Origin of the sequence: Paraburkholderia sp. MM5496-R1, assembly GCF_050436205.1 — a bacterium.
Taxonomy (GTDB): Bacteria; Pseudomonadota; Gammaproteobacteria; order Burkholderiales; family Burkholderiaceae; genus Paraburkholderia; species Paraburkholderia tuberum.
The window spans coordinates 173,987-187,685 of record NZ_JBNDLT010000003.1 but is presented as its reverse complement, the minus strand read 5'-3'; the positions used below and the strand labels follow the sequence as shown (position 1 = coordinate 187,685).

Here is a 13,699-nt window from a genome sequence, read left to right as displayed (position 1 = left end):
CCATCGCCCCGTACCGCCCATTTCATCGAGACACTCATGTTCAACAAGATCCTGATCGCCAACCGGGGTGAAATTGCATGCCGCGTCGCGGCGACCTGCAAGCGGCTCGGCGTCGCGAGCGTGGCCGTCTATTCGGACGCCGACGCCAACGCGAAACACGTCGCCGCCTGCGACGAAGCGGTGCATATCGGCGGTTCGACGGCGGCGCAAAGCTATCTGCGCATCGAGCGGATCATCGAAGCCGCGCGCGCGACCGGCGCGCAGGCCGTGCATCCGGGCTACGGCTTTCTTTCGGAAAACGAAGACTTCGCGCATGCGTGCCAGGCGGCCGGCATCGTCTTTATCGGACCGCCGGTCGAAGCGATTGCCGCGATGGGCTCGAAGGCCGCCGCGAAAGCGCTGATGCACGCGGCCGCGGTGCCGCTCGTGCCCGGCTATCACGGCGACGACCAGGAGCCGCAGCTGTTGCAGCGCGAGGCGGACACGATCGGCTATCCGGTGCTGCTGAAGGCGAGCGCGGGCGGCGGCGGCAAGGGCATGCGCGTGGTCGAGCGCAGCGCGGACTTCGCGGCCGCGCTGCTGTCGTGCAAGCGCGAGGCGGCGAGCAGCTTCGGCAACGATCGCGTGCTGATCGAGAAGTATCTGACCCGGCCGCGTCACGTCGAGGTCCAGGTGTTCGCCGATCGGCACGGCGGCGCCGTTTATCTGTTCGACCGCGACTGTTCGGTGCAGCGGCGTCATCAGAAAGTGCTCGAGGAAGCGCCCGCGCCGGGGCTCCCGGCCGAGGTCAAGCGCGCGATGGGCGAAGCGGCCGTGGCCGCCGCGCGCGCGGTCAACTACGTTGGCGCGGGTACGGTCGAGTTCATCATGACGCCGACCGGCGAGTTCTATTTCATGGAGATGAACACGCGGCTGCAGGTCGAGCATCCCGTCACCGAGATGGTGACGGGGCAGGACCTCGTCGAATGGCAGTTGCGCGTTGCCGCGGGCGAGAGTTTGCCGCTCACCCAGCAGCAGTTGACGCTCGACGGCCACGCGATCGAGGCGCGCATTTACGCAGAGCATCCGGCGCGCGGCTTTCTGCCGTCCACCGGCACGCTCAAGCATCTGCGCATGCCCGAAGGCGTCGAGTTCGCGATCGACGCGGCCGGGCTCGGCGAGCCGGGCCGCAAGGCGCCGGTGCGTATCGACAGCGGCGTGCGCGAGGGTGACACGATCACGCCGTTCTACGATCCGATGATCGCCAAGCTGATCGTGCACGGCGCGACGCGCGAGGAGGCATTGGTGCGCCTCGCGCGTGCGCTGCATGCCTGCGAGGTGGTCGGGCCGCATACGAACGTCGAGTTTCTGCGGCGCATCGTCGCGAGCGAACCGTTCGCGAGCGGCGAGCTCGACACCGGTTTGATCGAGCGTCATCACGACGTGCTGTTCGCGCCGGCACAGAAGCCGTTCAAGGAAGCGCTCGCGCTCGCGTGCGCCGCGTTGTTGACGCGCGAGGGCGGCACCGCGCACGGCGCGTCGCCGTGGGACGCGTTGTCGCACTGGCGGCTCAATAGCGGCTACACGCAAACGCTCGGCTGGCGCGTGATCGACGACGGCGCCAACGACGACAGCCCCGACGCGTTCACGGTCGTTTTCGCGCGCAACGGGGACACGCAAGCGCTCGTGCAAACACTCGAACACGACGGCGTGCGCGAGGACTTCACATGGTCGGTCGGCGCGGGCGCCCATGAATTCCGCGCGACGATCGGCGATGCGCGCGTGACGGGGCGTGTATTCGTCGACGGCGACAGGTTCCACGTGTTCTGCCATGGCGAGACGCTCGCATTCGAATGGCAGAACCTGCTCGCGCATGCCGCGGATGCCGAGCACGGCGAAGGCCGGCTGACCGCGCCGATGCCGGGCAAAGTGATCGCGGTGCTGGTCGAACCAGGCACGGTGGTCGAGAAGGGCGCGCCGCTGATCGTGATGGAAGCGATGAAGATGGAGCATACGATCGGCGCCCCGGCGGCGGGCACGGTCGCCGAGGTGCTGTATGCGGTCGGTGATCAGGTCACCGACGGCGCGCAACTGCTGGTGCTGGAGGTGCAGCAGGCGGGTGAATAAGCGCGTCGAGTGGCAGATGAGCGAGTAGGTGAATCAAGCGAGCCGCTCGTAGCCCGCGGCGCGCGCTTCGCTTTCCAGCTCGCCGATGCGCGCGTAGTCGGTCAGCGGCAACGTCGAAAAACCCCTTAAACGCAGCCGTTTTGCGCGCTCGGGGCGCACGCTCAGCGCCTCGTTCAACGCGTCGCGCAACGCGGCGATCGTGGCCGGCGGCACATTGGCCGCGGCGATCAGCGGCAAGCCCGGCGAGGCGGCGGTCATGCCGATCGCGCGCACGCGCCCCGCGAGTTCCGGCAGCACGTCGCAAACGAAGGCGAAGGTCACGCAGTCGATCGCGGCGACGTCCGCGCGATTGTCCGCGACCGCGCGCAGCGAGCCGAGATGCGAGCCCGTGCGCAGCACCGCGCCGAAGAACATGCCGGCGCGCGCGAGCGGCGCGACCGCGTGACGAAATGCGTTCATGCCGCTGTTCGAATCGTCCTGGTTGTAGGCGGCGCGTGCGCCTCGGCACGAGGCGAGTGAGTCGAAGCGCGCGTCGGCGCGCGTGACCAGTACGCTCGAGTAATGCGCGCCGTCGCAGCCGGGCGCATCGAAACAGGGTGTCGCGACCAATTGCACCTGCGCGTGCAGCCCCTGCATCAGCGGATAACCGCAGGTCTGGGAAATCAGCAGATTCGGGCGCCGCCAGAAGCCGTGCAGTTCCTCGTCCGGTTCGACGATGCGGCACGCGGGCTTGACCCGGCGCAGCACGTCGTCGAGCCACTCGCGCCATTCGAGGTCGAGCGCGGGTGTCACGTTGTACATCGGCAGGGCGGCGATCCAGCTCATGAAGGCGTTTCTCGCGCCTAATGTCTGACCAATTTGAATTCGTCGAGACCGAGCCGCACCGGCTCGCTCGGCGTGAACTGCCATCGCTGCGCGGCTACGGAGAGGATCTCGTCCTGCGCATCCTCGAACGCGACCAACAGGTCCTGCTTGCGACGACTCACGGCGCCACAGAACTCGACCAGCGCGTCGGCGCTGACTTCAAAAATCTGCGCACGATCGTCGCAGCACACGCGGAACGCGACCGTCGCGCATTCCGTCACACAGGGCCGGAACCCTTCATCGACATAGACCGACATGGCGAACTCCTTCGGACGCCTGAATCGACAGAATGACAAACCGCGCCTGCCAGGTATGTGGGAGAACCGGCATTGACGGCCAAATGCCCGGCGCCGCGGCAGGCGCGACGGTCCGGAAGCTGGCGGAAAGTAAGCCAGAAACTGGCGGCGGACTCGTTGAAGTCCGAGCCAGGGCCGCGGCGTAAACCGTGGCCGGAGGGAGACGGCGGCGGTTCGACTCGCCATCGGTCTCGCCTGCTGGTGGGCCGCCCCGGGTCAGAATCGCGGCGGCACTGCTCAGAAAACGCTTAAATCGTGCGCTCCAATCCAATGTCGAAATCGACGCGAGAGCCGCTCGCTCCGGTCTCGGCCTGTGTTTGGATTTTCTCACCAATCTCGCGGTGCAGATCGGCGTAGGTATCCACTTTACGATTAGCGCGCGTTTTGTGCAGGCGATGCGTCCGGCGGGGCTGGCCGGGTTGCGTGAGCGGCCGGGATATTGAGCCGACGGATCAGCGGGCCCAATGTCGTCGCCTGAATCAGCAGGCTGAATACCACGACGAGATATGTGACGCCGATGAACATTTCGCGTCCGTGAAACTCCGGCAGCGACAGCGCGAGCGCAATCGAGATGCCGCCGCGCAGTCCGCCCCACGTCAGCACGACAGCCGAATGCGGACTGAGCCGCCGGAAGTTCTGCAGCGCGAGCAGCGGAATCGCGACGCTGACGCCGCGCGCGAACAGCACGACCGGAATCGCCACGAGCCCGAGCCAAACGATCTCGACGCGCAGCGACAGCGCAATGATTTCGAGTCCGATCAGCCCGAACAGCACGAGATTGAGCAACTCGTCGAGCAGGTCCCAGAAGTTGAACAGATGCTCGCGCGTCTTCTCCGACATCGACGTCGACGCGCCGTGATTGCCGATCACGAGCCCCATGATCACGACCGCGAGAGGCGCTGACACGTGCAGCGCTTCGGCGAGACTATAGCCGCCGGTCGCGAGCGCGAGTGTGATCAGGATTTCGACCGGATAGCTGTCGATACCTCGCAGCAGCAGCGACGCGCCGAAGCCGAGCGCCGCGCCGAGCACGAGCGCTCCGGCGACTTCGCGCAGCAGATCGAATGCGATCGCGCCCCCGGAAAACTCGTTCGCGCCGGTCGCGAGTCCGACTAGCGTGACGAATGCGACGACGGCCGTGCCGTCGTTGAACAGCGATTCGCCGGTAATCTTGGTTTCGAGGCTTTCGGGCGCCGCCGCGCGCTTGAGCACGCTGAGTACCGCGATCGGATCGGTCGGCGAGATCAGCGCGCCGAACACGAGACACCACAGCAGGCTCACCGGCTGGCCGAGCCATTGCGCCGCGTAGTAAAAGCCGAAGCCGACCACCGCGATCGAAATCAATACGCCGATCGTCGCGAGCATCAGCACCGCGCGCCGCTGCGTGCGCATCTTCGACAGATCGACGTGCAGCGCGCCCGGCGAACAGCAGCAGACTTAGCAGGCCGTGAAACACGATGTCGGCAAAATCGATCTGCACGACGATCTTGCGCGCGGCGATCGCCATCGCCGGATAGTAGAACCCGAGCGCAGAAATGCCGACGCAGACGACGAGCCCGACCGCGGTGATGCCGAGCGTGTCGGGCAACCTGATGAATCGATAATTGAGGACGCCGAACAGCGCGACGATGGCGAACAGCGCACCGGCAATCTGGAAGACGCTCATCGTGCACGCTCCCCCGCTTCGCGGCGGCGCGAACGCGTGATCACGGTGGCACCGAGGTAACTTGCGCGACAAGGCATAAAACAGGCAGGCAGAGAATGCCGACACAATTGCGATATTGAACCAGCGAGATGTTTCACCAGCAATTCCTTATTCAGGCTCATTCAATCCGATAAGCGATCTGCGGTCTGTAATGACACGATCTTTGCCGCTGGCGATCGAGCGACGTACCGGGACGGACGCTTTATTCAAACGCAGCGGACGATGCGGCCAGACGCAGCGTACTTTTTATTGGACCACGAGCGGATGACGGCGAACCGGGCGGAGCCAGGCTCGCCAGAGGGCGCCACGATGGGCAATGGCAGTGTTCGGACTACCGAAGCGCCGGAGGAGTTCCGGTCTTTATTTTGGGATATAGCTTTTTATTTCGAGATGGTTCGCGGGGCTTGATTCGTCAAGGCTATTCAATCGAATCTGAATAAACGGTATGAATTTGTAATCCGAATTTGCCGGTCCGATGACTTCACATTGCATGGAGCCTTGTGATTCATTGTTCCAAAATCTGTAAAGCATATATCTAATCTCACAGTAAAACTGTTTTGCTCGTCATTGAGCATGGTTGACGCCGGAATTGGCAGGTCGAGAGCAGGGAAAGCCCTAACCGGGAATTGCCCAGGATATGACAATTGTTGACAAATGCGAGTCGAGAATGATGCAGCATAGATACATAGCGAAATGCTGTTATGTAGCAATGGGTGAAGACGGAGAAGAGCATGGAGCAAACCTATCGTTATCGGGGATTCGACATCGTGGTCAACGCGTTGCGCGCGACCGATATGTCCACCCGTGTCGGCAGTGCCACGGCGCGGCGCGCGTACGTGGCGAGCGTCACGTTGAAGACGCGGCTGATCGGCGACGAGTGGTCGACCGCTTTCCGGGTAGCTTCGGTGCCCGGTCGTTCGTCGACCGATCTGCGGGAAGTGCTGGCGGCTGGTTTCGCGGCCGCCACTCGGGTCGTCGACGACGTGGTGAGCGTGATGGGCGACGGGTTCGCGCGCAAGGCGGCCTGAGTTCCACACGGGGTGCTCGGCGCCGTGGTGCCACGCGGCAGCGTGATCGCGCACAGGGGTGCCCACGCGGTCCCGGCATTTCAAAGCGCTCGCGATCGTTGACCGTCGACTACGGTTGTCGGTCGTGGCGAGCGTCGAAATAACCACGCGTATCCCCGCGGTGCGTGTGGGTCCCAGGCAGGGCGTGTTCGTCTCCTCAGCGTCCTGTTGTTTTAATCCCGCCCCCCTGTGCGGGATTTTTTTTGTCAGTCGACATTGCGGGCGCTCGGTAATGCACTGCCACATCCGCACGAAAAAAGCATGTTTAGCTCGCGATTTATGTCGGCTGCGTGAAATGCGGGTGAAAAAGCAAGCGGAACAAATAATGCTTATTTGAAAATCCTTTCTGTTTGCCGTTATTGTCTCCGTGGCGGGGACGGCTCAGACCGATAGTCCCGATCCTCATGAACGGCCCGCGCGCATGAATGCGGCGGACGGCACACTGGCCACGTGATCGCTTGCTAATGGAGCAGCAAGGAAAAAAGCCTCGAACACGAGGCGTGATCGAGGCTGCCGAAGGACAGACTCAATGCCTGTCTGGGAAGGTCGATCGGACCCGTGATCGACCTTGCCCACTATAGCCAGTTATCCGCCGAGCAACTGTGAACAAATGTCGCGGTCGAATCGACCGGCGAATTCGCGAATAGATCTGAATCGTAGCGTCGGATTCGATTAGCAGCGCGCACAGGCTTTCCGGCGGGCGAGATCGCCGCAGTCGAATTCGCTGCTGATCCGGATTCCCTGGTCAATGCCGCGGCGCCGACCGTGCGCACGACGTTCATGGGTCTTTACGGCGTCGACGCGGCGATGCCGTCGCACATGATCGACGAGATCGTGATGCGCGAGGAAGGGCACGAAGCGGTCGAGGCCTTTCTCGATCAGTTCAATCATCGTTTCGTCACGCTGCTGTATCGGGCGTGGAAGAAGTACCGCTATCCGGAAAGCTTTCGCGCGGGCGGCAGCGATGCGCATTCGCGCAATCTGCTGTGCCTCGCCGGCTTTGGCTGGGGCAACAAGCCGCAACGCGCCGGCTTGTGCGATTCGCGGATGCTCGCGCTGCTCGGCCTGCTGATCCAGCGAACGCGCACACCTGAAGGGCTCGCGGGCGTGATCGCGCTCGCGGTGCCCGGCGCGGACGTGCGCGTCGATGAGTTCTTTCCCGCGCTCGCGCGCGCGGGCGATCCGCAGCCGCTGACGTCGTCGGCCGGACCCGCGCCGCGCCTCGGCTGGACGACCGTGCTGCCTGCCGTGAACGAACGCCTGATCGACGTCGCACTCGGGGTCTATCGGGCGCTTCCGAAGCCCGCCGCCAATCCGTACCTGACTCATGCCGCGTCATGAACGACGCGCCGAAAGGACCATTGATGAACCTTCGTTTTGCCGTTTCCACCGTTGCGTCCGCCGCGCTGCTGTCGGCATGCGGCGCCTGGCAATCCGTATCGGACGCGTCGTCGAGCGCTTATCACGCGGTGTTTTTCAAGCAGATCAAGTGCTCGACATCGATCTGTCCGCGCGCGAAGCGCTGAACCCCGACGATGCTGGTCGTGCGACATCGGTCGCGGTGCGCGTGTATCAGCTGAAGGACCGCAAGATGTTCGATGGGGCGTCGTACGATGATCTGCTGAAGAACGACCGCACGGTGCTCGCGCAGGACTTGCAGGCGAGCATGGCATCGGTGCTGAATCCCGGTGCGTCGGCAAGCCTGTCGCAACCGATGCGGGCCGACACGAACTATGTGGCGGTCGTCGCGTTCTATCGCAATCCGGGTAGCGGGGATGGTTGGAAGTATGTGATCGAGAAGAAGAAGCTCGATGCGGACAAGCCGTTGAAGATCTCGTTGATGGATCAGTTTCTAGTGTCGGCGGGCAGAGCGGCCACGATTAAGTGGGCCGCCGACTCAATCCGTGCGACCGAGATAGCCCGGTAGCCCCAATGCAGAGTCGCTCCTGGCCAGCTTCAAGGCTTCCTTGAGCAAAGCTGTGAACTTTTCGTCGCTATCGGGCCGCGGCAACGTCGCGCGAAAGAAGTCGGCCCAGCGAAATTCTTCCAGCGGGACACTGGTTTTTTCATAGCCGCCGGCATCGCGGACCGCTGCCGCGAGGCTTCGGTATTCATCGTCCTTCATTTCCCACACGTGCTCCGCCAATTCGGCAAACGGCCGGCGCATGCCTTGCGCGTCATACGGAAAGGTCCATCGTTGATTTTCCATGCTGAGCCAGAACGATGCCCACGTGTACGACGAAAGATCCCGCACGAGCACGACCGGAACCGCGCGCACGCCCACCTGCCACAGCGCCGCCGCCACATGGTGATGATCGATCGCGAACGGTATGCCGTTGGGTCCGCAGACGACCGGTATCGGCTTTTCGGCGATGGCCATCTCCAGGTCATGGCTGCTCAGGGACCGGTATTGGCGGGCTTTTTCGCGGACCTCCCGCGCGCCGTGGGTCATTTGTGTGGGACGGAGCTCTTCGATTTGCCGCGTGTCCATGTCAGTCTCCTTGTCTGGATGCGTTGACGCGGCTCCCGCAAATTTCATGCCCCCGGGCGAGGCGTCGCCCACTTTCCGCCAGACGTCTACGGCGCATCGTCCACACACAGCACCGGATCGCTGACCAGACAATCCGCATCAGACGCGGCAGGCCCGGTCGATTCCGGCACGATGTCGATTCATCCAGTTAGCGCCGCGACCGGCAAGCCTCTCCATGACCGGCTTCACTGCACGCAGGTAAACGAGCTCGCGCTGTTCACGTCGCCCGCGCCGTTATAGCTGGGCCACGCCGGATACTGGCATAGCGGCCGCGTGCGTCCCGGCACACCCTCCGTGTCGGTGACCACCTGGTGCGCCGGCGGTGTGCCGTGCTCGACCCAGTTCTCCAGCGTCGTCAGCGAGTCCCACGACGCATTGAACTCGGTGCCGACCGCGTGCTGCAGCCCCGGAATCTCATAGAAGCGCGCGAACGAGCCGACCGCGCCAAAGCCCATCGTCACCAGCATGCGCTGATAGTAGATCTCGGTTGCCCGCGTGCTGACGGTCTGATCGACGGTGCCGTGCGCCATCAGCAACTTGCCGCCGTGCCGCATGAAGGGCGTCAGGTTCGCATCGGTCGCGTCAAGCCCCGACAGCATGCTGACGCGGCCGGACCATCGACCGGCAATCGCGGGGTTGTACTGCAGCGAGTCTGCGTCCGGGTTGTCCATCACCGTGTAGCGGACGAAGTCGTCGGCGATCTGGCCGTCGAACATCGCGGTGCTTTGCAGCGGATACGACGGCTGCGTCGTGCCGAGCGCGAGCGTCGTGACGGTGCCTTCGAGCGGTGAACTGCCGCCCACCCCGAGATCGGCGCCATACACGTTATAGCCGGGATACAGCGTTTCGCCGCTTTCGAGCGGGTACGCAAACACGAGCGGCGTGTTCATCGTGTTCAGCGCCGCGATCTGCCGGTCCGACAGGCAGGTGTCGCCGCGCGCGATACCGCCGGCGCAACGCAAAGGCTTGCCGTCGACGCTGGCCGTCGCCGGGTTGAACGTCGCATTGCACGCCTGCACGTTGCTGATGAGACCGTCGACTACACCGTCGAGTCCGTCGCAAGCCTGCATGACCGCGTTGAGCAGCAGCGCGCGCTGCGCTGTGTCGAGATACGCGCCCGGCGCTGCGAAGCCTTCGGTCACGCGCAATTGCTGAAGGCTCAGCGTCGTAAAGTCGTACGCGGGATAGAACGCGATGATGCCGTCCCAGTCGCGCGGCCAGCGCTGCGCGACGGTCAGCGCCTCGCGCCCGCCAGTTGAGCCGCCCGCGAAATACGCCCTGGACGGAGGCGTGCCGTAATGCGCGTCGATGATCACGAGCGAGGCGTCATGCGTTTTCTTCAGCGCTTCTCCCATGAAGTTGTCGTAGGCCTCGGCGTTGACGGAGAACGCGCCGTTCACCGAACCGTTGCTCGCCTCGTGCCCGGAATCGCTCGCGAACACCGCGTAGCCGCGCGACAACGGTCCCGGCAGAGCCGCCGGCGCGCTCGGCACGTTACCTGTGATGGCGGGAATCGAGCCGTCGAAACCCCCGCCGCCGAGCATCAGGATCTTGCCGTTCCACTGGTCCGGCAACGCGACGTTGAACAGGATGTCCGGCGCGGATGGATCGACCGGATGAATCGCGCCGGCCACGAGGCAGTACGATCCGGTAGCCGTCGCGCCGCTGCCGCTCGCCGCCACCTGGGTCGTCGAGGTGACGACGGCGCCTGTCGTCGGCAGACCGATCTCACGGGCGCGGATGGTCAATCCATTCAGATTCGGACAGCTGAGTTTCGATCGGGGTGGCGGCTCGTGCCTTTTGCATGCCTCGCCCTGGCATTGTCCTGCTGTCGAACCCGCGTACGCGCCGTGGCTCCACATGGCGCACAGCGCCAGCACACAGCACGCCCCCACCCACGACGGCACGCGCCCACGCGCGCGCCACGACTCTCTGCTCAAGTTCATCGCCGTGTCTCCTTCCAATGAGGCCTGGAGACGGCACCGGACGTCGCGGCATCAGCCCCCTATGCCATGACGTACCCATGACCTTTGACCTTTGTTGTTTTTGCCAACGGCGCGGCCACCGCGTGCGCAACGCCACGTCGCGTCTTGCGCGCAATCCCGCCCGACACCGCATATCCGCACTTGTATTCGATTTGGTAGAAGTCTTTCATCGGCCTGTCGATGTGGTTCCGGTCGGCCAAAATCAACCAATCAATCATAGTCGCTAACTCACGCAACGCGCGCCGAATCGTCATCGCGGGCACGCCAGAGTGTCGTACTCGCTCGACACTGCGAAGCCCGGTGCGAGGTTGATGGCCAATTCTGCGAGCCTGTATGCGCAAACTGCGTCGGAGCCCGAACCTCATCAAGTCACCCGCGCGGAAGTCATGCACGAACTCGAGGAGCTGGAAGCGGCCGGATATAACCCGTCGGTCGGCGACGACGGTTCGTATCCCGCCGACATTCAAGCTGCCGAAGCGAAGGTCGCGGCCATGCATCGAGCGGAAAGGGGCGCGGCGATGAGTGCGGGACAGAGCGGGCAACCGGTGCGCACGCATTGAGGGCAAAGGCGAGAACCGGAATGGGACCGGGTTGGCTGCGTCATCGTATGTAGGTCGAGGCCGCCAATCGCGGATTGCGCGCGGTCGTCGCGGAGCTGTTCGTCAGTTGGAGCAGTCGCTCGTTGCTCCCGCTGCGGACAAAGGCACGAAGCTTTCGCACTGAACCAGATTCTCCGCATTCATCGGCTTCGTCAAAAAGAACCCTTGCACGTAGTCGCAGCCTGCGTCGCGCAGCGCATGCAACTGTTGACTCGTTTCGACACCTTCGGCCGTCACTTTGATGCCGAGTTCGTGCGACATCTGAATGATGCCCCGAACGATCGAGGCGGCCGCCGCGTCGCGTCCCAGCGTTGCCGTAAACGAGCGGTCGATCTTGACGATGTCCGGCGAAAAATCGGCCAGATAACGCAGGCTCGAGTATCCCGTTCCGAAGTCGTCGATGGCGATGCGCACGCCAAGTCGCTTGAGCGCCATCAGCGTTGCCTGCGCGAGCGAGGGGTTTTCCATCAACGCGCTTTCGGTCAGTTCGATCTGGAGGCAGCGCGGCGGCACCCGGTGTTTTCGCAGCGCCTGGTCGACTATGGCGACAAGCGAGTCATCCCTGAGCTGACGCGCGGACACGTTCACCGACATGGACAGCTCTTTCCTGCCGGCGGCCTGCCAGACGGCCAGTTGAGCGAGGGCCGCGTCCACGACCCATGCCCCGACTTCGACGATGAACCCGCTTTCTTCGAGGATCGGAATGAAGCTGCCCGGACCCACCAGGCCTCGTGCTGGATGATTCCATCGAACCAGTGCTTCGACGCCTTTCACCGCCAGAGAGGCTGGCTCATGAATACCCTGGAAATGCAGCACGAATTGGTTTGACGCCAGCGCCGTGGGCAAATTGCACTCGAGTTCGAAATCGCCGAGCACGTCGCTGGATGCTTCGTCGGCGAACCGGAAGCCGTTGCGACCGCCTTTTTTCGCCGCATACATCGCGATATCCGCGCTCGTCAGCAGCGCCTCGTGATCGCGGCCGTGCTCGGGAAAGATCGATATGCCGATCGACGCCGTGACGAATGGCGCAGCGTGGTCTTTTCGAACGTCGCTTGAAAACAGGTTCAGCAGGGACTGCGCCAGGCTCGCCAACGTGGCCTTGTCGCTCTCGCCCCTGACGATCACCGCGAACTCGTCTCCGCCGAGGCGCGCTACACAGGCATCCGGCGCAAGCGCTCCCTGAATGACTTTGGCGATGTCCTGCAACAGACGGTCAGCGGCCGTATGGCCCAGCGTATCGTTCAGGACCTTGAATCGGTCGAGATCGACGAACATCAGACTGAAGGCGACGTTCTGCCTGCAAAGCGTCTTCATCTGGCGGATCAGCGCGCCCCGGTTAGCCAAACCCGTCAGACCATCGGTGTAGGCCAGACGGTCGAGCGCCGCGAGGCGTTCCTGTTCCAGCGTGATGTCTTCGCTGACACCGACGATGCGCACCACGTTCGCGGAGCCGTCGCACACGGGATAGGCCGTGCTTCTGATCCAGCGCAGGCAACCATCCGGACGGCGGATGCGGTATTCGACGCGACCTTCCGCCACCTCGGACGCGACGCGGTTCATCTCGGCGAGCAATGGTCCCAGATCCTCCGGCACCACGAGATCGAGCCACGCGGAAGGCCTGTTGCCAAGCTCTTGAGGCGTAATGCCGAACACGCTTTCGACACCTGCGCTGACATGATGACAGTGTTCAAAATGCGAGCTATACGAATAGAACACGAGCCGGACATGCAACTCCATCTCATGCATCAATTCATCGCGTTCGCGCAGTGTCTTCAACAGCTCGGATTGCTGGGTGACATCCTCGGAAGCACAAAGCAGCGCGCTCACCGCACCGTCGTCGCCCGTCACTGGCGTGAGCGTGGAGTTCCACCACCTGGTACGCCCCCTCGTCGTCGCGCAGCTTCCAGTGAACGATGTGCTCTTGCCGGAAACGGCGCCCGCCAAAGCCTTCTCGGCCGCCGTGCGGTCCTCGCCGGTCCAGAATGCGAGCCAGTCCGAGCCGGACAGTTGCTCCGGTGACTCCGCTTCCATCAACATCGCGCCATGCTCCGACACCCGCAGCATTTTTCCGTCGGTAGCGAGCACCTTCAGGCAGTCGCGATTCGCGTGCAGAAGCCCGCTCGCCAGTGCGGTGGCGGCGCTTTGCCGCGCGTAATCCAGGCCGAGTTTGCGACGAACGATCGCGAGACCGGCGACGCCCGACACCATCGACAATGCGACACGTAGGGTAATCGCCGCTTCACCGGCCGCTTGATGCACAAGAGCACCGATGCCAACGCCGGCAACGACGGCAATGCAGAGACTCGACAACGGTATGGTCCTGCGTTGACCGTACCGCGACAGGAAATAGTAAAGAAACTGCTGGTTGCGAGCTGACCAGCCATTGGCATGTGCGTCGCTATCGACCCGGGACTCAATCGGTTTGGTTTCTTTAGGGCACGAAGCCGCTTTGAATCTCACGTTGTTCTCCGACTACCGGGTTGAGCGACGGCTCGAACGCTGCGAGCCGCCTCACTTTTATTATTACGGTAGGAAGTCACAAATCTT

11 protein-coding genes and 2 pseudogenes are annotated in these 13,699 nt (G+C 63.4%); 6 read left to right on the top strand and 7 right to left on the bottom strand.

Translation table 11 applies throughout. The features are described from left to right. Positions 1 to 36 precede the first annotated feature (36 nt). A complete protein-coding gene (locus OKW38_RS27035; RefSeq protein WP_429364014.1) occupies positions 37 to 2,106 on the top strand; it encodes an acetyl/propionyl/methylcrotonyl-CoA carboxylase subunit alpha in 2,070 nt (689 codons plus the stop codon). Between the two features lie 33 nt (positions 2,107 to 2,139). Here OKW38_RS27035 and OKW38_RS27030 read toward each other — a convergent pair whose 3' ends face one another. From OKW38_RS27030 to OKW38_RS27020, 3 genes are all read right to left on the bottom strand, one after another. Next, a complete protein-coding gene (locus tag OKW38_RS27030; protein WP_090806666.1) occupies positions 2,140 to 2,931 on the bottom strand; it encodes a phosphate/phosphite/phosphonate ABC transporter substrate-binding protein in 792 nt (263 codons plus the stop codon). A gap of 17 nt (positions 2,932 to 2,948) precedes the next feature. Then, positions 2,949 to 3,227, bottom strand: a complete 279-nt coding sequence (locus OKW38_RS27025) for a DUF1488 family protein (protein ID WP_018423012.1) — start codon at positions 3,225 to 3,227, stop codon at positions 2,949 to 2,951. 411 nt (positions 3,228 to 3,638) lie between these two features. Next, complete coding sequence (locus OKW38_RS27020) at positions 3,639 to 4,658, bottom strand: cation:proton antiporter (protein WP_429364012.1); 1,020 nt, start codon at positions 4,656 to 4,658, stop codon at positions 3,639 to 3,641. A 55-nt stretch (positions 4,659 to 4,713) separates the two neighbouring features. On the opposite strand from OKW38_RS27020, the gene OKW38_RS27015 reads away from it, so the two are divergent. From OKW38_RS27015 to tssJ, 4 genes and pseudogenes are all read left to right on the top strand, one after another. Continuing rightward, positions 4,714 to 4,992: a hypothetical protein gene (locus OKW38_RS27015; RefSeq protein ID WP_429364010.1), complete on the top strand. Its 279-nt coding sequence runs from the start codon at positions 4,714 to 4,716 to the stop codon at positions 4,990 to 4,992. Between the two features lie 710 nt (positions 4,993 to 5,702). After that, positions 5,703 to 5,999: a hypothetical protein gene (locus OKW38_RS27010; protein ID WP_090806660.1), complete on the top strand. Its 297-nt coding sequence runs from the start codon at positions 5,703 to 5,705 to the stop codon at positions 5,997 to 5,999. A gap of 702 nt (positions 6,000 to 6,701) precedes the next feature. Then, positions 6,702 to 7,379 (top strand): annotated as a pseudogene (tssG, locus tag OKW38_RS27005) (type VI secretion system baseplate subunit TssG); the annotation flags it as partial. A 23-nt stretch (positions 7,380 to 7,402) separates the two neighbouring features. Beyond that, positions 7,403 to 7,965 (top strand): annotated as a pseudogene (gene tssJ, locus OKW38_RS27000) (type VI secretion system lipoprotein TssJ). Here the strand turns inward: tssJ and OKW38_RS26995 are convergent. From OKW38_RS26995 to OKW38_RS26985, 3 genes are all read right to left on the bottom strand, one after another. Further along, positions 7,936 to 8,529, bottom strand: a complete 594-nt coding sequence (locus tag OKW38_RS26995) for a ParB-like protein (RefSeq protein ID WP_018423007.1) — start codon at positions 8,527 to 8,529, stop codon at positions 7,936 to 7,938. The pseudogene tssJ and the gene OKW38_RS26995 overlap by 30 nt on opposite strands. A gap of 224 nt (positions 8,530 to 8,753) precedes the next feature. After that, a complete protein-coding gene (locus tag OKW38_RS26990) occupies positions 8,754 to 10,514 on the bottom strand; it encodes a tannase/feruloyl esterase family alpha/beta hydrolase (RefSeq protein WP_429364009.1) in 1,761 nt (586 codons plus the stop codon). 59 nt (positions 10,515 to 10,573) lie between these two features. Next, positions 10,574 to 10,807, bottom strand: a complete 234-nt coding sequence (locus OKW38_RS26985; protein WP_187610729.1) for a hypothetical protein — start codon at positions 10,805 to 10,807, stop codon at positions 10,574 to 10,576. 15 nt (positions 10,808 to 10,822) lie between these two features. Here OKW38_RS26985 and OKW38_RS26980 point away from each other — a divergent pair, with 15 nt between their 5' ends. Then, positions 10,823 to 11,113, top strand: coding sequence for a DUF4148 domain-containing protein (locus OKW38_RS26980; RefSeq protein ID WP_410451207.1), 291 nt, complete (start codon positions 10,823 to 10,825; stop codon positions 11,111 to 11,113). Between the two features lie 102 nt (positions 11,114 to 11,215). Here the strand turns inward: OKW38_RS26980 and OKW38_RS26975 are convergent, their stop codons facing one another. Continuing rightward, positions 11,216 to 13,462: a sensor domain-containing protein gene (locus OKW38_RS26975; protein WP_429364007.1), complete on the bottom strand. Its 2,247-nt coding sequence runs from the start codon at positions 13,460 to 13,462 to the stop codon at positions 11,216 to 11,218. Positions 13,463 to 13,699 lie beyond the last annotated feature (237 nt).

Excerpts from the sequence above, each read along its gene's own strand:
- OKW38_RS27020 (WP_429364012.1), bottom strand. The coding sequence starts at position 4,658 with ATGCGCACGCAGCGGCGCGCGGTGCTGATGCTCGCGACGATCGGCGTA.
- OKW38_RS27025 (WP_018423012.1), bottom strand. The coding sequence starts at position 3,227 with ATGTCGGTCTATGTCGATGAAGGGTTCCGGCCCTGTGTGACGGAATGC.
- OKW38_RS26990 (WP_429364009.1), bottom strand. The coding sequence starts at position 10,514 with ATGAACTTGAGCAGAGAGTCGTGGCGCGCGCGTGGGCGCGTGCCGTCG.
- OKW38_RS27010 (WP_090806660.1), top strand. The coding sequence starts at position 5,703 with ATGGAGCAAACCTATCGTTATCGGGGATTCGACATCGTGGTCAACGCG.
- OKW38_RS27030 (WP_090806666.1), bottom strand. The coding sequence starts at position 2,931 with ATGAGCTGGATCGCCGCCCTGCCGATGTACAACGTGACACCCGCGCTC.
- OKW38_RS27035 (WP_429364014.1), top strand. The coding sequence starts at position 37 with ATGTTCAACAAGATCCTGATCGCCAACCGGGGTGAAATTGCATGCCGC.
- OKW38_RS26985 (WP_187610729.1), bottom strand. The coding sequence starts at position 10,807 with ATGACGATTCGGCGCGCGTTGCGTGAGTTAGCGACTATGATTGATTGG.
- OKW38_RS26995 (WP_018423007.1), bottom strand. The coding sequence starts at position 8,529 with ATGGACACGCGGCAAATCGAAGAGCTCCGTCCCACACAAATGACCCAC.